The sequence below is a fragment of the Actinomyces sp. HMSC065F12 genome (assembly GCF_001814535.1).
In the GTDB taxonomy this organism is placed as follows: domain Bacteria; phylum Actinomycetota; class Actinomycetes; order Actinomycetales; family Actinomycetaceae; genus Pauljensenia; species Pauljensenia radingae_A.
Genome location: NZ_KV816971.1, coordinates 1 through 19,765 on the forward strand (window position 1 = coordinate 1; position 19,765 = coordinate 19,765).

The window sequence follows — 19,765 nt, forward strand, 5'->3', positions numbered from 1 at the left end:
AACGGCTGACGCCACACAATGTTCTCCGGCACGCCCAGTTCCAGGCCAATGGCGCGCACCTCGTCCTTGAACAGCGTGCGCAGCGGCTCCACCAGCTCAAAGTTCAAGTCCTCCGGCAGTCCACCGACATTGTGGTGCGACTTGATGTTCGCAGCACCCTCGCCGCCACCGGATTCAACAACGTCGGGGTACAGCGTGCCCTGTACGAGGAACTTGATCTCCGCGCCCGCTTCACCGGCCTCACGCACCAGTTTCAATTGCGCAGCCTCGAAAGAACGAATGAACTCGCGGCCAATGATCTTGCGTTTTTGCTCCGGGTCGCTCACGCCAGCCAGAGCATTCAGGAAACGCTCCGACTCATCCACCGTCACCACGCGGATCCCCATCGTGCCCGCGTAATCATGCTCGACCTGCTCGCGCTCACCCGCACGCAGCAACCCGTGATCAACAAAAATACACGTCAGCTGATCGCCCACCGCTTTGTGCACCAGCGCGGCAGCAACCGAGGAATCCACGCCGCCGGACAGACCGCAGATCACGCGCGCATCGCCCACCTGCTCACGGATCCGAGCCACCTGATCATCAATAATCGACCCGGGAGTCCAATCAGTGCCAATACCCGCACACTCGTGAATGAAGTTCTCAATGAGCTTCTGGCCAAACTCGCTGTGATGCACCTCAGGGTGCCACTGCACACCATAGAGCCGGCGCGACTGATCCTCGAACGCGGCAACAGGTGTTTCCTGCGTGCTGGCCGTCACGGTGAAACCATCCGGCGCCTGCTGTACCGCATCACCGTGACTCATCCAAACGGACTGCTCTGCCGGAGTGCCAGCAAGCAGTGCGCTGGAGGCGCCCTCGTCAATCGTGAGCGACGTATGGCCGTATTCGCGCGTTCCCGTCTTGCCGACGGTGCCGCCCAAAGCCTTCGCCATGACCTGGAACCCATAGCAAATGCCGAGCACTGGGACGCCTGACGTGAACAGCTCAGTGTCAAACGTTGGCGCGTTGTCCGCGTACACAGATGACGGGCCACCGGACAGGATCACCGCAGCCGGATCCTTCGCAAGCATCTCAACGGCCGGCATCGTATGCGGCACGATCTCCGAGTACGCAGAGGTCTCACGGACACGACGCGCAATCAGCTGCGCGTACTGGGCGCCAAAGTCAACAACAAGAACAGGACGATTTTCAGTGCTCACAGGCTCATCGTAGCCGTACGGACGACCCATGCGCCACACTCACTGCGTCACCGTCAGCGAACCTGCCAAAGGCGCGTTGGAATCACCACCCACATACAGTTCGATGCGCGTGGCGTCCTGGAGCCAGTCCTTCGTGACCGCGCTCCAGTACCGCAGTTGATCGGGGCCGAGGGGGAACGTCACCGTCACAGTCTCACCGGCCGGGATGCTCACACGTGAGAATCCCTTAAGCTCACGCAAAGGCCTCGAGGACGTGCCGTAGCACTGGTGGATGTACAGCTGGGCAACCTCGTCGGCATCCACATCCCCGGTATTCGTGACGTCAACGCTGAGCGTGGCTGTCTCACCGACGCGGATCTGATCACGATCCAAACGCGGATTCGAATACTCAAATGACGCGTAGCTCAAGCCGTATCCGAACGGGTAGAGCGGCGTGCTCGGCTCGTTGAAGTAACGCTCACCTGCGCCTTCGGGCTGGAACGTGCGGTAGTGGTTGTAGACCATCGGCACCTGCCCCACGTTGCGTGGCCATGTGATCGGCAGACGACCGGCTGGCGAGACATCACCAAACAGCGCGGCTGCCACGGCTGCGCCTGCACGCGTCCCCGGATACCAGATCTGCATAATCGCACCGATGCCCTCATGACTATCAACACATGTCAGGTCCAGCGGACGGGCCGACATACACAGGACGACGAGGGGGGTTCCCGTCTCTGCCAGACGCTGAAGTTGCTCCAGTTGACGCCCCTGGAGTTCCAAAGTGGACACGGAGGCCTTCTCACCAATCTGGTTCTGATGCTGGCCGATCACCACGACCGCAACATCACTGCGTGCAGCAAGTTCCACGGCGGCGTTAATGTGCGCATCATCATCCCAGTCCTCGGGGGTGCGATCCACGACCGCATCATTATCGTCGAACATCGAGGGATAGAGGCGCTCCCCTACTCCCGCGCCAGGTTCAAACTCAACGTTCACATCCTGATCGGCGCGCTGGCGAATACCGTCCAGGATCGTCACTGTTTCATCAATGTCGTACTTGAAGCACCATGGGCCCAGTGGGTCTCGCCGTGCATTGGCCAGCTCACCGATCACTGCGATGGAAGACGTCTTGTCTGCCTTGAGCGGCAGCGTGGAGTGTTCGTTCTTCAACAGCACGAATGTGCGTTCAGCAGCGTGCTGTGCTGCGTCGCGATGCTCAGGTGTGGACAGGGTTGCGGCAGCGTCTCCCTCGTCAACGTAGGGATGTTCAAACAGGCCAAGGTCGAACTTGGCGCGCAGTACGCGGCGGACAGCCTCATCCAAGACCTCCATCGAGACACGTCCGTCCTCTACCGCTTCGGGCAGGTGCTCGTATGCGGCCTCGAACATCGCCATTTCCATATCAAGACCGGCGTTGACGGCTCGCGCGCCCGCATCGGGCAGGTCCTTGGCGAAATGTTGGACGGTGAGCGAGTGGACAGCGTTCGCGTCAGACACAACGAACCCCTTGAAGCCGAATTCGTCGCGAAGCGTGTCGGTCAGCAACCACTTGTTGCCCGAGGCAGGCACGCCGTTCAGATCCATGTACGCGCTCATGATGTTGCGTGCGCCAGCGGCAACAGCGTCACGGAAGGGAGGCAGATACACGTTGTGAAGTTCTGAATCGGACAGGTCGACGTCTTCGTAGTCGCGGCCGCCGCGAGCCGCACCGTAGCCGGCAAAGTGCTTGGGACCGGCAAGGATGGCGTCACCTGGCACAGCGTCGTCCGCACCCGCACCGCCCTGGAAGCCTGCCACCTGTCCGGCAGCCATCGCACTGCCCAGGTAGGGATCTTCACCTGCTCCTTCAATGATGCGACCCCATCGCGGGTCGCGTGCAATGTCGACCATCGGTGCAAATGCCCAGTGAATACCGACTGAACGCGCCTCGCGTGCTGCGATGCGCTGGGCGGCCGAGGCACTGTCAGGATTCCAGCTTGCTGCCATTGCCAGTGGCACCGGGAAGATAGTACGCAAACCGTGGATGACGTCGTAGCCGAAGATCAATGGGATTCCGAAACGATGGTGCTCAATCGCCAGTTTCTGCAGCCGGTTCGTCTCAGAGGCTTCGTTGACGAACAGGAGTGATCCTACCCGCCCCGCTTTAATCGCTTTTTCCACCATCGCGCGTTGGGCTGTGTTCGCATCTTCTCCGTCAGCGGGCGCGCCGTCCTGCTGGTTCAACGCCATAGCGAGGTAGAAGTACTGGGTCAGTTGTCCGGCTTTTTCTTCAACCGTCAGGCGTCCCAGCAGGTCGTCGACGCGTTCAGTGGTCGACAAAGCAGCATCTTGGAATGGGTAAGCAGCGTCAGTCATCATTGTCCTTTCACGGCAGTTAACACCCTAATATTACAGTCGGTAAATTAGAACATCAAGGACCCCGGCCAGATGCTCATGGACTGGTCCTGGATCATGCGTTATGAGCCCGCCATTGCCGGACCTGAACGCATGGTCATCGACGTGAATACAGGCGAGTTCGCGGCAGGGCAACGCTGAGCGATCTACTGACAACCCTGGTCGCGCGCCCATTGCGTTGCCGCGTTCACCGCTTGAGCCGGTTTCACCGTCACATCCGGTGCGATCGGATCTTCCGCGTGAGTCGTTCCCATGCGGTCTTTCGTCACGCCGACTGTGACCACAAGCTGCTTTCCTCTATACAGCGGGAACGGTGTATTGACCGTGGCATATCCTGCGGTCGGCTGGCCAAACACGCGCGTATTCGGTACGCCTTTAAAAGCGAGCAAAGCCTGCTCACCGGAGCTGCCAGTGTGTTCACCGGTGACAATCGCGACCGGCACCTCTGACTTTTCCGTGATGTCAACGGTCGTGGGCCTTCCGCCGCCGCTGACCTTCCCGCTCTCCAACATGACGGCGCTTTCGCCTCCGCCCGTAACAAAGTAGGACACGGGACCGTCAGGAATCAGTGGCGAGATACCGGCAATCATCGGCCCCATGTCGCCACCACCGTTTTCACTGAGGTCAATCACCGCCGCGCACACATTCGCTCCGGACACAGCTTGCGCAATAGTTTGCGCGTACTCGCTGCCCTGGTCGGGTGTGCCCATAAACGCGGGCATATGAACAGTCACGACACCGTCGTTTTCTTCCACGCTCGGCGCTTCGTACTCGTCGACGGCTTCTTGCGCTTCGTCCGGCATCATCAAGAACGAGTGCTTCGTTCCCGCAATTTTGACGGCATCGGACAGGACAGCGTCGACCTCGTCAATGCTGGTGGCTTCGCTGATTGCCTGTTCGACTCGTGGGCGCTCATCCTGCCAGGCTTCGGACGATGCGTTGATTCCCTGGTCAAGATGGCCGAGGGCGACTTCACCGTAGCGCTGTGGACTGGGCTCAGTCAGCCAAATACCGAAGTTGGGTCCCCACCTGACGACAGCGACTCCAAGCATCGCAGCGGCGACAACAATCAGTGCCACCAGGGCGATGATGATTCGTTTGGCTACCGTGGACATGGACTAAGCTCCTCACGTTGACGTGTCGGTCTGCGTTCCATTATGAGGAGGCAGGCCCATGCGTGCGAAGACAGCCCCATCTACATTGCGGGGTAGAGCTGACTCTACCCCGCATATGCAGATCGTTGAGCGCCTGTCAGTGCGCGAAGTGACGGGTTCCCGTCATGTACATCGTGATGCCAGCGGCCTGTGCCGCTTCGATCGACTCGTTGTCGCGGATCGATCCACCGGGCTGAACGACAGCTTTCACGCCGGCATCGATCAGCACCTGGAGGCCGTCAGCAAACGGGAAGAATGCGTCCGAGGCGGCAACGGCACCTTCGGAGCGGCGCTCCGGCTCGTCAGCGACCACATCAGCCGTGCGTGCACCGCCCGCCGAATCCACCTTGTCAGCAGCGGCGTCACCTGTTGTGCGACCACCCAGCGTGTTCGCGCGTTCGACCGCCAGACGGCAGGAGTCCACGCGGTTGACCTGCCCCATGCCAACCCCGACGCTTGCTCCGTCGTGAACCAGCAGGATTGAGTTCGACCGCACGGCTCGCACGGTGCGCCATGCGAACTCCAGGTCCCGCAGTGTTGCCTCATCGGCCGGCTCGCCTGCCGCCAAAGTCCAGTTCGCCGGATCGTCACCGTCAGCGTCAATGTCGTCGCGTTCCTGCACCAGCAGTCCCCCGGAAATCTGCTTGAACTCCAGGGCTCCGCGTACCGGTGGCACTACCTGCAGGATTCGCAGGTTCTTCTTCGTTTCCAGTACTTCCAGTGCGCCTTCGGCGTAGGAGGGCGCCAGGACGACCTCGGTAAAGATCGGTTTGATCTGCCTGGCCAGTTCGACGCTGACCTCACGGTTGACTGCGATCACTCCGCCGAATGCTGACACAGGATCGCATGCATGCGCCTTGCGGTGTGCTTCCGCCACATCTGCGCCAATGGCGATCCCACACGGGTTCGCGTGCTTGATGATGGCCACGCACGGCTCGTCATGGTCAAATGCTGCGCGCAGTGCTGCGTCACCATCGGTGTAGTTGTTGTAGCTCATCGCTTTGCCATGCAGTTGGCGCGCGTTCGCGATGCCAGGCAGCAGGTCCTGGGTCGTGTCGTCGCCGTCCTGTTCATCGCCTGGCTCGTCAAACTCAACGTCAACTTCGCCCTCGCCCATCAGCTCGACGATGTCGCCGTATACGGCGGCATCCTGATGCGGGTTTTCGCCATAACGCAAGGTGTGGAGGCGTTCGAAAGCAGAGACCAGCACCGGTGGCCACTGTGCGTCATCAACGTCTTCGGCTTCAGCCGACTCGTCAACATCAAGGTCAGCATCCAGTTCGTCTTCGAACCAGTCAGCGATGGCGGCGTCGTAATCTGCTGTGTGACGGAATGCGGCCGCTGCCAGTTCGCGACGCTCCTCCAGAGTGAATCCCTCAGAGCGTGCAGCGTCGATCACCGCGTCGTATTGCTCCGGGTTGGTAGCAATGGCAACGGAGGGATGGTTCTTCGCAGCAGCGCGCACCATCGACGGGCCGCCGATGTCAATCTGCTCAACGCATTCGTCGAATCCTGCGCCCGAGTCAACCGTGTCCTCAAATGGGTACAGATTGCATACCACCAGGTCGAATGCTGCGATCCCCAGGTCTTCGAGCTGCTGGCGGTGATCGGCTTTGCGCTGATCAGCGAGAATGCCGGCATGGATCTTCGGATGCAGCGTCTTGACGCGACCTTCCAGCACCTCGGGGAAACCAGTCACGTCTTCCACGGGCGTCACAGGAATCTTCGCGTCACGGATTTTTTGTGCAGTTGAACCGGTGGACACGATTTCGACGCCAGCATCAGCGAGTGCGCGAGCCAGGTCAACCAGGCCGGTCTTGTCGTAAACGGAGATCAGTGCTCTGCGGATCGGGCGGACATCAACGGGTTCGAGGTTATCCAAACGGACTGACAATTCTTCCTCCAAGGGGGTTCAAGGTCGGTCCTCAGCGCCCAGGCGGGCGGCGCCGTGCGAGGCTGCTTCAGCCGCTTCCCGGTGGTCCTCCACCCTCGCCAGTTGCGGCCTCTTTTAGTGTACGAGGGCGGCGCCGGATATGCGACTAGCTGTGATCTTTCAGATCTTCGTCACTGTTGTCAGTATTGTCTGACACGGCGATGGGTTCCGTGGGCGCAGCGCTGGCTTTGAGTGCTTCCATGCGGGCATCCGGAGCACGCGGAGGAGCGGGCAGTTCTTCTGTCGCCTCTTCTTCCAGCGCCGTTTCCTCTTCCTCCGGCGTCTCTTCGCCGGCTTCATTCAGGTCAGGAGCTGGAAGGGGCGTCTCCCTCGTCGATGACTGGGCGCGATTCTCCTTCCATGCGGCAATACGCGCCTTCGTCCACGCCGTCAAAGCTGCGGCCGCTCGGCGCACCCACGCGATCGTGGTCGGATGTGCTGCCAGGGACACCGCGAGCGCGACCATGCACACTTCCAGTACGACGAACAGCACGCTCCACCACACGCGCGGGCCAACGACACTCAGACGGGTCGACCCCAACGACATGCGCGACGAGGCAAGCCACGCTGCGATGACGAGCGCAGTGATCACGGTGGCCACTCCTATCGCAGCCGCCTGTTTCCACAGGTGCGTCATACGATGCCGCCACGCCGCCCATGCGCCCAGCAGGATTCCCACTCCCACCAGCGCCCAGGCCACCCAGTGGCCCGGAGCTGTCTGTGGGACGGCCGCAAGAATCGGGATCGCCGGAATCGGCGCAACAGGTGCGTTCGCCGCTGAATGGAGGGCGTCGGCACCCACGTAGAAACCAGGCCCCGCGATCCACGCCAGTGCGCATGCCATGATCGACGGAGCAAACAAGGCCTGAACAATGTTGATGATGACCGTGTCCTTGGTCGAAGCAAAGAGCAGTTCGTGGATACCGGAGATACGCTGAAGAGAAACAAGGATTGACACGGCGCTCATGATCAGGCTGAACAGCACTGTCAGTGCCACGGCAACGCGACCAAGGCGCAGCCCTGACCACAGCCATGTCAACGATTCGCGCCGTTCAGATGAAATCGTGGGCCATGTCCACGTGTGTCGAGCAGCAACTACCGCCCAGGTCGCTGCCAGAAGCGGAATGACGAGCGCACCGGGCAGTGCGCGCCACACGTTGATGTGAGCCGAGGACGCTCCAGCTGTAATGAGCGCCGTGACTGCAAACGTGGGGACAGCCATCCACTGCGCGGCGGCAGGAAAATCCCGTCCCGGCAGCAGAAGAACACGCAAAATGATGATCAGCAGCGCTCCGAGCAGTGTCGGAATGGCGAGGATGTCGCTCTGCCCCACCGTGATCGGCGCTCCCAGCGTCGCAGCCCAGAGGTCACCACCCACTGCCCGAGCATCGTCCCAGCTGGTCGACGCCAGCCAGGGGTTCTGCGAGACGAACCAGTACCCCACCAGCGTCACGACCATCATGAACGCCCATCCGATCAGGGCCGCCTCAATGCCGGCCAGGCCGGAGCGTGCCCACCCGTCAGGCAGTGCGATGCGGATCGTGCGTCGCCGCACGGCGGTGCGAGTGGTGTGAGGTTCCTCGTCGTGCACCTCAGGTGCCGATTCATCGGTTCCGTCAAGGTCGAGGCGTTCAGTTTCTTTTTCCGAATTATCCAATTCGGGTTCATCATCACTGTCTGCCTCATCGTGAGCCGGCACAAAAATCAGCGACGCACCTGCTTCACGGTCTTCCTCCTCAAGCCACGCGCCAACCACCTCGGTTGGGATCTCATCAGCGGACAGGTCCGCTTCTGCGCGCTGCCTGTCAGGGCGCTGCGATGGGGAAGAGTCAGGTGAGTGCGTCATCGTTCTTCATCGTCTCGCATCCGCGCCCACACATGGAGGTGCACCGCCGACCATGAGAAAGTTCATTCACGATCAGCGGTGCACGACCGGATGTTATTTCTGCAGAATCTCGCGAGCGATGATGGCAGTTTGGGAAGGTGTACGGCCCACCCGCACGCCGACGGCCTCGAGTGCTTCAGCCTTCGCCGCGGCCGTGCCGGAAGATCCAGACACGATCGCGCCGGCATGCCCCATCGTCTTGCCTTCCGGAGCCGTGAAGCCGGCAACGTAGGCCACCACCGGTTTGGTCATGTGTTCGGAAATCCACTGAGCTGCGCGCTCTTCCGCGTCGCCACCGATTTCACCGATCATGACGACCAGTTCGGTGTCGGGGTCATTTTCAAAGGCTTCGAGCGCGTCAATGTGCGTGGTGCCGATGACCGGATCACCACCGATTCCCAGGCAGGTGGTAAAGCCGATGTCACGCAGTTCGAACATCATCTGGTAGGTCAGTGTGCCTGACTTCGATACCAGTCCCAGCCGTCCCCGGCCGGTGATGTCTGCCGGGGTGATGCCGACGTTCGACTGTCCGGGGCTGATAATGCCTGGGCAGTTCGGTCCGATCACGCGCACGCCCGCTTCACGTGCGCGGGCCACGAACTCCGTGGAGTCAGCGACCGGGATGCCTTCGGTGATGACCACGACCGTCTCCACGCGGGCATCGACAGCTTCGAGTACAGCGTCTTTCGCAAATGCCGGCGGCACGAAAATGGCGGATACTGTGGCACCCGTTTCCTTCACTGCTTCTGCAACCGTTCCAAACACAGGGATGTCGACAGGACCGTCGGTGACCTGGTCAGCCATCGGCCCGTATCCCTGGACATCGAATGTCACGGACTGTCCGGCTTTGCGCGGGTTGACGCCGCCGACAATGGCGGTGCCCGAGTTGAGCATGCGCTGGGTGTGCTTGCGTCCCTCTGATCCGGTCATGCCCTGGACGATGACGCGTGAGTGTGAGTCAAGAAAAATCGACATGAGAAGTCTCCTTGTGCTTCCAGGTTTCAGGCCAGCGGGGCGGCCGGATCGGATGTGTCTTCAGGGTCGGGCTCGACGCCGGCAGCCAGCTGCGCCACCATGCGGGCTGCTCCGTCCATGGTGTGTGCCATGTGGACCAACGGGTGACTGGCTTGCTGGAGGATTTCGCGTCCCTCATCAACGCGGTTTCCGTCAAGGCGCACCACCAACGGCTTCGTGGCGTTGTCACCGAGGATCGACAGTGCTTCAACGATACCTTGCGCCACCTGGTCGCATGCAGTGATCCCACCGAACACGTTGACGAACACGGCGCGCACCTGTTCGTCTCCGAGGATGACATCCAGGCCTTTCGCCATGACATCTGCTGATGCGCCGCCGCCGATGTCCAGGAAGTTCGCGGGCTTGACACCGTATTCCTCGCCTGCGAGCGCAACAACGTCGAGGGTGGACATCACCAAGCCGGCACCGTTACCGATGATGCCGACTTCGCCCTGCAGCCGCACATAATTCAAGCCCGCCGCTTTCGCCATTGCTTCGCGAGGGTCTTCAGCTGCAGTATCGATGAACTGTTCATGCTCGGCATGACGGAAGCGCGCGTTGTCATCGAGCGTGACTTTGCCGTCCAGCGCGATGACATCGCCTTCTGGTGTCAGGACGAGCGGGTTGACTTCCACCAGCGTGGCATCTTCGCCGTGATAGGTGTCCCAGAGCTTGACAAGGATCGGCACGATCTTTTCGAGCGTGTCGCCCTCGAATCCTGCTTGAGTCAGGATGTCGCGCGCAACGTCCTCGTCAATGCCGCGCTGCGCATCCAGGGGAACGCGGGCCAGTGCTTCGGGGCGCTCCTTGGCGAGGGTTTCAATGTCCATGCCGCCTTCACGTGAACACATCGCCAGGTGCTGACGGTTCGCACGATCGAGCAAGATTGAGAAGTAATATTCCTCGGCAATATCGCATCCGGCGGTGATCATCACCGTATTGACGGTATGCCCCTTAATGTCCATGCCGAGAATCTTGCTGGCATGTTCGCGGGCCTCGTCGCCGCTGCGAGCCAGTTTGACGCCACCGGCTTTCCCGCGGCCGCCCGTTTTCACCTGCGCTTTCACGACGAGAAGGTCAGCGTTCAACGTGTGCGCAGCGTCAACTGCCTGATCAGCCTCGGTGATGACGATACCCGGCAGGATTGGCACGTCATGCGATTTGAACAGTTCCTTCGCCTGGTACTCGTATAGGTCCACGCCTGTCTCCTTTTCAGTATTCGCACGATCTTCTTCGACGCCACAAATTACCTTGACATCGAGACATCGCCTTCAGACTACCGTGAAGGAGGCCTTCAGTCCTACCCTTTGGACAAAATTCCTATGAAATCTTCGTCAGCGGAGCCATTCGGATCAGCAGATTCTTCGTCCGGCCGGCAAAGTCAATACGCGCCACGGCCCGCGCCCCACTGTTTTCCACGCTCAGCACGGTGCCACGTCCGAACGTCGCATGCTCGACCACGTCACCGGTCTTCAGTACCAGCGACGTCGTGTCCGAGGGAGGCTCCGCCTGTTGAGCCGGTGGAACTCCCATTCGGACAGCGCGCCGACCCGCAAGGCGGAAAGCAGCGCTCCTCAGATTTGAATGCCCTGACCCGAATGCCGGTGCCGCATCAGCGTCACCGTACCGGTCGGTGCGTTGTCGGTGCACCTGACGCAGGCGTTCTGTCGACGTCATGGAGGAGCGCTCATCGATCAGCTCGGGCGGAATGTCATCCAGGAAGCGTGAGGGCGGAAATTCCTGCGGTGTGCCCCAGGCGGAGCGCTGCCCCGCCCTCGTCAGGTACAGGCGTGAGCGGGCTCGCGTGATCGCCACATACGCGAGGCGGCGTTCCTCTTCAAGTTCAGCTTCTTCGCCCAGGGAGCGCTGGTGCGGGAAGATGCCATCCTCCATACCGGTGACGAAAACAACGGGAAATTCCAGGCCCTTAGCGGTGTGAACGGTCATCAGCGTCAGAAAGCCGCCACGCTCCTCATCGGACGGCACTTGGTCGGAGTCAGCCACCAGTGAGACGCGTTCGAGGTAGTCGAGCAGCGTTCCTTCCGGTTCACTTTGACGGAACGTCGTGGCAGCAGTGTGCAGTTCAGCCAGGTTCTCCACGCGCGATGCATCCTGAGGGTCATCTGAGCGCTTGAGTTCGGCAAGGTAGCCGGAATGGTCAAGGATCTCGTCGAGAATATCGGCTGGCGACGCGCCGGCCCTGTCCAGTGCGCGTGCGGCTTCAAGCAGCCCCCAGAAACCTGCGACAGATGCAGATGCCCGCGGGGTAAGCCCCTGAACGGACGGGACAGGGTCGCCGGCAGATTCCGCTGCTGACGTTTCTTCTGTTTCAGGGATCTCGATCCCTTCCCCTTCACCAGCGGGACTGCCTGCGTGGACCCAGACGTGTCGAATCGCTTCACCCAGCGACACGTTATACAGGTCTGTGTGCGCCAGCAATGCCCCCTCAGCGCGCGCACCGATGCCGCGGCGCGGAGTGTTGAGAATCCGTCGCAGCGACACCGTGTCGTCGGGGTTGACCACGGCCTGCAGATAGGCGATCGCATCCTTGATTTCCTTGCGTTCGTAGAAGCGCGTGCCACCCACCAGACGGTAGGCGATTCCCTGTTGGACCAGGAGTTCTTCCAAGGCACGTGATTGCGCGTTCGTGCGATAAAACACCGCGATGTCACCCTCGTCAATTCCCTGGTCGTGCAGGCGGCGGATTTCTTTGATGAGGAAACGCGCTTCGTCATATTCGCTGTCCAGTGCGGCCACCACGATCGGCGCCCCGTCACCGTGAGCGGTCCACAGGTTCTTTGGGCGGCGGCCCTGATTGCGGGCAATGACGGCGTTGGCTGCGGACAAAATGTTCTGCGTGGATCGGTAGTTCTGTTCCAGCAAGATCGTGCGGGCACCGGGAAAATCGCGCTCGAATTCTTCGATGTTGCGGATCGTGGCGCCGCGAAACGCGTAGATCGACTGGTCCGAATCACCCACAACTGTCAGCTCCGCGCTGTCGACACCGTCATCGCCACTGCCGGTGAGCAGTCGAACCAGCACATATTGCGCGTGGTTCGTGTCCTGGTATTCGTCGACCAGGATGTGACGGAAACGTCGGTGGTAGTGCTCAGCGACGGCGGGTTTGTCGCGCAGCAGGGTTACTGTGCGCGAAATCAGATCATCAAAATCGAGGGCATTAGCCTGGCGCAGTCGTTTGTCGTATTCGACATACGCTTCCGCCACGACCTGCGAGATCGGATCGTTGGGCGCATTCGCCTCGAACTGGGCGGGAGCGACCAGCTCATTCTTCAGGTCAGAGATTCGTGCGGCCACCATTTTCGGCGTGAAGCGTTTGACATCGACGTTGGCGGCTTTGAGCACCATCTGTATCAGGCGCTGCGAATCTTGCGCATCGTAAATCGTGAACGTTGATGTCAAGTCTGCCGCAGCGTGTTCCTTGCGCAGGATCCGCACACACGCCGAGTGGAATGTGGACACCCACATGGATCTTGCCGCAGGCCCAATCAGGTTCGCTACGCGTTCACGCATCTCAGCTGCCGCTTTGTTCGTGAAGGTGATCGCCAGGATTTCACTGGGGCGTGCGCGCCCCGTTTCCAGCAGGCAGGCGATGCGATGGGTCAGCACACGCGTCTTACCTGACCCGGCACCAGCCAGAATCAAAAGCGGACTGCCCTCGTGGGTGACGGCGTCGCGTTGCTGATCGTTCAGCCCGTCCAGCAGCGCATCGACATCTGTGTCATTGACGAGGGCGGCGTCAGGCTCCGTTGTCGCCTGGGTGAATCCTAGGTCCGGAAGGGCGATACGTGGCCGTCTGGTTGAAAAATAACGCTGATTCATCGACTCCACTGTAGGGCATCGCACGGGCATTTCCGTACCCGCGCGATGCCCAGGGCGGATGTGACAGCGATCTTAGGCGCGGTGGCGACGCATCGTCAGCGCAGCTCCCACGCCGGCAAGGACCAGGGCAGCAATCGCAACTGAATCGGTGGCACCTGTCCGCGCGATCTTACCGGTCTGAGGGGCACCTGCTGGCGCCTTTCCCTCCTCGACGGGACGCTGGGCGGCCGGGCAGGAGACGCGCACAACCAGGCCATTGGCCGCTGTGACAACATCACCGGCATCGGTCGACACGGTCAGTGGCAGCTCGACTACCTGTCCGGGGGTCGCCGAGCAGTCAGCCTGAGCAGTCAGTTCAACCTGAGCCTGACCTGCACCATCAGTGGTGATGATGCTGGCCTCCGTATTGGCCTGAGGTTCGACCAGTGAGTTATTCACCTTGGCGGTTGCCTTCTGGCTTCCTGCACTCACGGTGACCGTGTCGGTGATTCCCGGGCCTTCACTGAAGGACAGTCCACGCAGGTCGATCGAGATAACCGAGTTGTTCGGCACCGCCTCACCTGACAGTGACAGGCCGACTGATCCTTTAAGTGCTCGAGGGGCCAGTTCCCCCTCGTGAGCCTTGAGGTACTCATTGAAGTAATCCCTGTCGAGTCCCTGTGAAATGACCGGTTCACCGCCGCTGGTCAGGGCGTCGAAGCTGTCACCGCCACTGAGCAGGAACGTCACCGACCCCACCGTGTAGGAGGCGGACTCGTCGATCGGAGCTCCGTTGACGACGACGGATGTGATGCGCTCACCGTACGGTTTGGCGGGATCATAGGTGTAGGAGACATTGGAGGAAAGGCCAAGCTTGAGCATCGGGCGGGAGTTTTGCGAATTGAGGTTGGTCTTCCACTGTTGTTCAAGTGCCTGCTTAATGTCAGAGCCTTTGAGGGTCACGTATCCAATCTGGTTCGAAAATGGCATGACCGCGAATGTGGAGGCGTAGGTGATTTCGCCCTTGTCATTGGCCTGAAGATCGGCTCGCAGGCCACCGGCGTTGATCATTCCGATGTCCACGGGTTCGCCGTCAGGGGTGGTCACGGCGTGACGCATTGCGTCTGCAGCCAGACCTCCCAGTGTTGATTCGATGCCACGGTTGGATCCGGGGCCGGCCGACTCCCCCTCGGCCTTGTCGAAGACTCCGCGTGAGAACTTCGCGTTGGGAGCGATTGTGGCAACAACGCTCTGGCCTTTTTCTTTCGCCATCTTCTCAGCGTTGGTGACGACGTCCTTGATGTCAGGATCCTCGCCGCATTGCGCGATTTCGCTGGCGGGGATCAGGTCCGCGCTGGATTCAACAACTGTGTTCTTCGCGGTGTCGTACTGGATGTGCAGCACGCCGAGGTTGTCGGTGTACGAGCCGGAAGCCACCGCTGAGAGCTTGTTACCTTCGGCTCCGTCCACCATGTCGAAGTCGTATGGCACGTGCGTGTCACCACCCATGAGGCCGTCGACATTCTTCCCCATCTTCGGGAAGTTGTTCTTCACGTCGTCGTCAAGCATGGCGATCACAACGTCGGCCTGTCCGCTCGACTTGAGGGAACCTGCAAGGTCGTTAACAGCCGCAATGGGGTCTTCAAATGTCAGGCCCTCAGTGGTTTTGGGTGAGAGCTTGTAGGGAACGTCCTGCGCTATCGCACCAATGAAAGCGACCTTGACACCGGAGGGCGTGCTCACAATCTTCGTGTCACCCAGGTAGGGTACTTCTTCGCCCTGATCATTACGGTAGGTGCCCATCCCTTTGACATTGGCTGCCAGGTAGGGGAACTGAGCCTGGACGAACTGGTCGGCAGCTGAACCGTCAACCCGCTGCTTGAAGACCTCCTGGCCCATGTCGAGTTCGTGGTTGCCGATCGTCGAGGCATCCGGGCGCAAAAGGTTGAGAGCTTCAATTGTGGGATTATCGTTCAACGAGCCGCTGACGTAGGGGCTTGCTCCGATGTTGTCGCCCAGCAGCGTAAACGTCGAGTTTGTGTTGGCTGCACGGGCCTGGTCAAGGTAACAGCCAACAGCGGCAAGACCGGCTTCGGTCACATTCCCGTCCTTCGATACCTGGGAGATATGACCGTGAACGTCTGTAAGCTTGTACAGATCAAGAGTCACAATATTGTTCTGCCGGGCGGCTCGCTCCGATGTAGGCGACGCCGGTGCTGGTGCTGGTGAGTCAGAAGAAGCCGACATGGGCTCAGCATCTGACTGCGCCGTGTCGGCCTGTGCGGCTACTCCGAAGCCTAAAGTTACAAACGTGCCGGCTGCAATTCCTGCAGCCACGCGACGACGATACGTGGTATTCACCATTGCTCCTTTACGCGGTCACTAGGTGCGTGCACATCGTAACAAGATGACCCACATCACTCCAAGGGGGCAATTGAAGTTGACATTCTCTGAAGTCCGTAGTTTAAGTCACACCATTGAAAGATCGAATACCCCGCTGTAGCCTCTAAGTATGAGTCTGGTAGTAGACACCGCTGAGGCGCATAAGGCTGCCAGCGAGGCACATTCAACCGCCGCAAGTATCCGCAGCGTCACGCTTAACGCACCACAGGGAACGGGGCGTTCGGCCGCTGCCTGTTCATCCTTCACAACTGCATTACAGGAAAGCATCGCCGCAGCAGGCAAGCAGGTCGAGACGTTCGCGTCCGGCATGGACACGGCGATCAAGACGTTCACCCAGGTTGACACCACACACCAAGGCCAATTTTCCTCAACCTATACACAGCAGCCCTAAGGGAATGAGACTGAGATGGCAATTGACACCAGCGTCGAAGCCGATCCGTCGCAGATAGATTCATCTGTCGCATCGCTGAGCGCAGCAAAAGACTCGCTGGATAACTACGTCGATAACCTTTCGGACGTTCGTCGCTCCACCAGTGATGCTCTGGAGGGCGAAACACATGACGCGTCTGTCAACAAGATCAGCACAGCGATAGATTCTCTGCTCGAGTGCGCAAATTCCCTGGGCAGATTCACAACAGCACTGACAACGTTTTCTGGCACTATCAGAGGAATTCGCAACGATTTTGCTCAAGCACGAAGCACAGCATCCGGCAATGGTCTGATCGTCACGGGCGACGTGATCAACGAACCAACTCCGCCCGTTGGCGACCCCAGTCCCGCTGAAATTGCTGAGTACAACAGGAAAGTCACGGCGTACAACGCCGCGGGTGAAACTGCTTACCAACTGCGTCAAAGTGAGCAGGAAGCGCACGAGACAATGGATAGTGCGTGCGAAGACCAGCTCAGTTTGCTCGAAGAATTCATTAAGAGCCGTTTCCCACCAGGTCTTGGGCTGGCTCTGGCACCCTGGGCTTTCTCGCGCGCCAAGAACCTTGGTAAAGCCGCACAGTGGCTGCCGATGGACTCAAAATTCCGTTTCGCGCCACGCGGGGCAGGTGGCAAGTTCGTCTCCCCCAAGAGCATGGGCACGTTCGAGCGGCTTTCATCCATGACCAAAGCGAAGAACTGGATGGCAAAGTCGGGTCAGGCAGGAAGTACCGCTGCGAAGATTTCGAAGGGCGCCTCGAAAATTCTTTCGCATCCTGCCACCAAGTGGGTCGGCAGGGGCATGAATGTCCTCAGTGCCGGACTGAAGGGGTACGAGCAATATCAAGCCGATGCCCATAATCCTCAGATGGGTGAAGGCGAGCGTATCGCGCGTGCCGGTACGCGCGCCGCTGTCAGTGGTGTCAGCAGCTGGGCTGGAGCTACGGCTGGCGCGAAGATCGGCGGTATGTTCGGAGCAGCGTTCGGTGGACCCGTTGGAATTCTCGCGGGCAGCCTCATCGGCGGTGCAATCGGAGGATTTGCGGCATCGAAGTTTGGGGATGCGGTGGGAGACAGTGCACTGTCACTGGTCTCCAAACTATTCCACTGAACTCATGAGTGACGACGGGCTATTTGAAAGGAGGATCCTGGCTTGATTGCCTTGGGATGTATTTTTGGGATCCTGATGGCTGTGATGTGGGCTTTAGCTATGTTCACTGACACATGGCTAGGGCGTTTTTTCCGCAAGCAGGCGCAGTGGCTTGGTTCTAAGAACTCAATAGCCCTTGGCGAGCCTTCGATCGCTCTTTTCTTCTTCGCTGGTTCTATAGTTCTGGCACTCACAGGCAATCTGCCAGATAGTCAACTTTCCAAACCGCTATCCGCACTCATGCTGGCATTGATTTTTATTCCCATGATTGGCGTCATTCTCAGTTTCTTTAACTTCGATCTTCCCAAACAGATGTATCCCGAATGGCACGAAAAACAGCGCGCTCTGAAAGCCTCGCGCGTGGATCACAGCACTGAGTCCGGTACCGATGTTCAAAGGAGCGATGCACAATGAGTGGCATGACATCTGATAGCTCGACAACAGTTCACGGGCATTTCGTCAGTGCCCTCCTTCCAGAGGGGTGGACGCAATTGAAGCCCGACAACCCGGCGGCTTCACAGTCTCAGGGAAATGACTCGGCAATCGACTGCATCGCCGCGCAGACGCAGAACAGCCGCGATGGCGTATACGCACCGAACCTGGTCGTCACCGTCGCGTCGGTTCCCACCGACCTGGGCGACCTGGAGTGGCGAGACACCACCACGCACGCATTGATCGACGAAATCCCAGGGTTCGTGCTCCTGGACCTGTCTGAAGTCGCCACGCAGAAATGGAAGGGTTTCGCGCGCCTGGGGTGCTACATCCTCGATGACGAATCCATCACGATACGTCAGTTCACGTGGCTCGATCCAGACCAGCCGCGCGGTTACACGGCAACACTGTCGTGCGCGACCCGCGACTACGGCGCACACTACGAACTTTTCGAAAACGTTGGTGCAAGCCTTGAGGCGATGCCGGCCGCGACAATCGACCACTCACGCGAAGGATAGTTTCATGGCAACTGTGCAGACTACTGCTGGAGGACCCGTCCTCGTCATATCGGAAGACGAATGGAATGAACTGACATCCTTCATCATCAATGGCGAGCCACTGTCAGATCCGGTTCATCGTTCACTGGTGGACGCTCATATCCTTGACGATTCGAGCGACCCGACCCCCACAGCTCTGGAGGCACTTAGCGCAGCATACTCGGTGCGCTCACGATTCCAGGCTCTCGACGTTCGCCCCCATTCAGCCCAGGTCGTTGAAGCGTGGATCAGTTCCAGATCAACAACGATCGCCAAGCACAGCAACGACGGCGTTCACCTCTACGCTCTGCCCCCGGAAGAGGTCCCATCCGTTTTCGGACAATTCCTCGACCTTATGCCTCGTCCCTCTGTTCACGAGGGGCCAATTCTGATGAGTGTGGAGCTGCTGGAAGGGCTGTACTCGGCAGACGGCGCCCGGTGCGACCAGGTGCTGCAAGCTGCTGCTCAGGCAGGAGGCGATGACAGTGCGCTGGCTCGCGAGCTCCAGTCTGGCCAGTGGACTCTGAACTTGCTGACAACTGACGCACTTGCCGCAATGAACGACAACGGGGAGGACCTCAGCGCCGCAGGAGTGCGCCAATGGGAAACAACAGACATGATCATCACGCTGGGTGTCCCCTCGTGTCTGTATGCCATTGTCGTCGTGCCTGAGGAGGCACAGGCCGAGCTTGGCCTGTCGGAGCCCGCACTTTTCGTGGACCCCACCACTGCCCCACCCGTGTGGGCAACCATCACGCAGTGGCTTTTCGCATAACCACTGGTCAGATCAGGTGACGCTGAGCCGCCCACCGGGTCAGTTCATTACGGTTCGACAACTGCAGTTTGCGCAACACCGCTGACACGTGTGTCTCGACAGTTTTCACCGAGATAAACAGCTCGGCTGCAACTTCCTTGTACGTGTAGCCACGCGCAATCAAGCGCATGACTTCCTGCTCGCGCGCTGAAAGCAGATCCAGTTCGTCCTCGTGGGCCGCCACCTCACGCGTGCCGAACGCGTCAAGCACGAAACCTGCCAGGCGGGGCGAAAATGCCGCGTCCCCGCTCGCAACGCGTTTAATGGCTTCCAGCAGGTCGCCAGGTGAAATCGACTTTGTGACATATCCGCGAGCGCCTGCTCTGATCACGCTCACCACATCCTCGGGCGAATCTGACACCGACAGCGCCAGGAAGCGCACCTGCGGGATATCTGCGCAACGCGCCACGACTTCCGCGCCACCACCACCCTGCCCGCCCGGCAAGTGGACATCCAGCAGTGCCACGTCAGGCTGCAGATCACGGCAGGCCGCAACAGCGCCGTCCACATCAGCGGCCTGGCCCACCACGGTCAGGTCAGCGCCCGATTCTTCCAGTTCGGAACGCACACCTGCTCTCACCAGAGGATGGTCATCGATGACGACGATGCGAATACTCACCAGTT

The 19,765-nt window shown here is 59.9% G+C and carries 15 protein-coding genes and 1 riboswitch; of the genes, 5 read left to right on the top strand and 10 right to left on the bottom strand.

Annotated elements, in window-relative coordinates; translation table 11 throughout:
* From guaA to HMPREF2975_RS05095, 9 genes are all read right to left on the bottom strand, one after another.
* Positions 1-1,202 (bottom strand): glutamine-hydrolyzing GMP synthase (guaA, locus tag HMPREF2975_RS05055; RefSeq protein WP_413772597.1); only part of this gene is annotated, 1,202 nt, incomplete at its 3' end.
* 39 nt (positions 1,203-1,241) lie between these two features.
* Complete coding sequence (locus tag HMPREF2975_RS05060) at positions 1,242-3,536, bottom strand: glycoside hydrolase family 3 N-terminal domain-containing protein (protein ID WP_070726243.1); 2,295 nt, start codon at positions 3,534-3,536, stop codon at positions 1,242-1,244.
* Positions 3,537-3,721: 185 nt separating this feature from the next.
* On the bottom strand, positions 3,722-4,690 hold the full coding sequence (locus tag HMPREF2975_RS05065; RefSeq protein WP_141757296.1) for a S41 family peptidase: 969 nt from the start codon (positions 4,688-4,690) through the stop codon (positions 3,722-3,724).
* Between the two features lie 136 nt (positions 4,691-4,826).
* A complete protein-coding gene (locus HMPREF2975_RS05070; RefSeq protein ID WP_070726248.1) occupies positions 4,827-6,623 on the bottom strand; it encodes a bifunctional phosphoribosylaminoimidazolecarboxamide formyltransferase/inosine monophosphate cyclohydrolase in 1,797 nt (598 codons plus the stop codon).
* 29 nt (positions 6,624-6,652) lie between these two features.
* Positions 6,653-6,739: riboswitch (ZMP/ZTP riboswitch) on the bottom strand.
* Positions 6,740-6,768: 29 nt separating this feature from the next.
* Positions 6,769-8,508 (bottom strand): cell division protein PerM, encoded by a 1,740-nt coding sequence (locus tag HMPREF2975_RS05075; protein ID WP_070726212.1) that lies wholly within the window; start codon positions 8,506-8,508, stop codon positions 6,769-6,771.
* Between the two features lie 93 nt (positions 8,509-8,601).
* A complete protein-coding gene (sucD, locus tag HMPREF2975_RS05080; protein WP_070726214.1) occupies positions 8,602-9,522 on the bottom strand; it encodes a succinate--CoA ligase subunit alpha in 921 nt (306 codons plus the stop codon).
* Between the two features lie 26 nt (positions 9,523-9,548).
* Positions 9,549-10,760, bottom strand: a complete 1,212-nt coding sequence (gene sucC, locus HMPREF2975_RS05085; RefSeq protein ID WP_070726217.1) for an ADP-forming succinate--CoA ligase subunit beta — start codon at positions 10,758-10,760, stop codon at positions 9,549-9,551.
* A gap of 121 nt (positions 10,761-10,881) precedes the next feature.
* Positions 10,882-13,401, bottom strand: a complete 2,520-nt coding sequence (locus tag HMPREF2975_RS05090; RefSeq protein ID WP_070726220.1) for an ATP-dependent helicase — start codon at positions 13,399-13,401, stop codon at positions 10,882-10,884.
* A gap of 72 nt (positions 13,402-13,473) precedes the next feature.
* The gene (locus tag HMPREF2975_RS05095; protein WP_083314427.1) at positions 13,474-15,744 is read right to left on the bottom strand and encodes a bifunctional metallophosphatase/5'-nucleotidase; all 2,271 of its coding nucleotides are present in this window, start codon (positions 15,742-15,744) and stop codon (positions 13,474-13,476) included.
* Positions 15,745-15,892: 148 nt separating this feature from the next.
* Between HMPREF2975_RS05095 and HMPREF2975_RS05100 the strand changes: the two genes are divergently transcribed.
* The 5 genes from HMPREF2975_RS05100 to HMPREF2975_RS05120 are packed head-to-tail and all read left to right on the top strand — an operon-like array spanning position 15,893 to position 19,102.
* Entirely contained in the window at positions 15,893-16,174 is a 282-nt protein-coding gene (locus tag HMPREF2975_RS05100; protein WP_070726223.1) for a hypothetical protein, read from the top strand.
* A gap of 15 nt (positions 16,175-16,189) precedes the next feature.
* A complete protein-coding gene (locus tag HMPREF2975_RS05105) occupies positions 16,190-17,320 on the top strand; it encodes a hypothetical protein (protein ID WP_070726226.1) in 1,131 nt (376 codons plus the stop codon).
* 42 nt (positions 17,321-17,362) lie between these two features.
* Positions 17,363-17,773 (top strand): hypothetical protein, encoded by a 411-nt coding sequence (locus HMPREF2975_RS05110; RefSeq protein ID WP_070726229.1) that lies wholly within the window; start codon positions 17,363-17,365, stop codon positions 17,771-17,773.
* Positions 17,770-18,309, top strand: coding sequence for a hypothetical protein (locus HMPREF2975_RS05115; RefSeq protein ID WP_070726231.1), 540 nt, complete (start codon positions 17,770-17,772; stop codon positions 18,307-18,309). Before HMPREF2975_RS05110 ends, HMPREF2975_RS05115 begins: the two co-directional genes overlap by 4 nt.
* A gap of 4 nt (positions 18,310-18,313) precedes the next feature.
* A complete protein-coding gene (locus HMPREF2975_RS05120; protein ID WP_058236211.1) occupies positions 18,314-19,102 on the top strand; it encodes a hypothetical protein in 789 nt (262 codons plus the stop codon).
* Between the two features lie 7 nt (positions 19,103-19,109).
* On the opposite strand, the gene HMPREF2975_RS05125 is transcribed toward HMPREF2975_RS05120, so the two are convergent.
* Positions 19,110-19,760: a LuxR C-terminal-related transcriptional regulator gene (locus tag HMPREF2975_RS05125; RefSeq protein WP_058236212.1), complete on the bottom strand. Its 651-nt coding sequence runs from the start codon at positions 19,758-19,760 to the stop codon at positions 19,110-19,112.
* Positions 19,761-19,765: the final 5 nt, after the last annotated feature.

Bases quoted from the DNA above. Each gene is read 5' to 3' on its own strand.
- HMPREF2975_RS05100 (WP_070726223.1), top strand. From the start codon at position 15,893: ATGAGTCTGGTAGTAGACACCGCTGAGGCGCATAAGGCTGCCAGCGAG.
- HMPREF2975_RS05120 (WP_058236211.1), top strand. From the start codon at position 18,314: ATGGCAACTGTGCAGACTACTGCTGGAGGACCCGTCCTCGTCATATCG.
- HMPREF2975_RS05115 (WP_070726231.1), top strand. From the start codon at position 17,770: ATGAGTGGCATGACATCTGATAGCTCGACAACAGTTCACGGGCATTTC.
- HMPREF2975_RS05075 (WP_070726212.1), bottom strand. From the start codon at position 8,508: ATGACGCACTCACCTGACTCTTCCCCATCGCAGCGCCCTGACAGGCAG.
- sucD (WP_070726214.1), bottom strand. From the start codon at position 9,522: ATGTCGATTTTTCTTGACTCACACTCACGCGTCATCGTCCAGGGCATG.
- HMPREF2975_RS05090 (WP_070726220.1), bottom strand. From the start codon at position 13,401: ATGAATCAGCGTTATTTTTCAACCAGACGGCCACGTATCGCCCTTCCG.
- HMPREF2975_RS05095 (WP_083314427.1), bottom strand. From the start codon at position 15,744: ATGGTGAATACCACGTATCGTCGTCGCGTGGCTGCAGGAATTGCAGCC.
- HMPREF2975_RS05065 (WP_141757296.1), bottom strand. From the start codon at position 4,690: ATGTCCACGGTAGCCAAACGAATCATCATCGCCCTGGTGGCACTGATT.
- HMPREF2975_RS05060 (WP_070726243.1), bottom strand. From the start codon at position 3,536: ATGACTGACGCTGCTTACCCATTCCAAGATGCTGCTTTGTCGACCACT.
- HMPREF2975_RS05105 (WP_070726226.1), top strand. From the start codon at position 16,190: ATGGCAATTGACACCAGCGTCGAAGCCGATCCGTCGCAGATAGATTCA.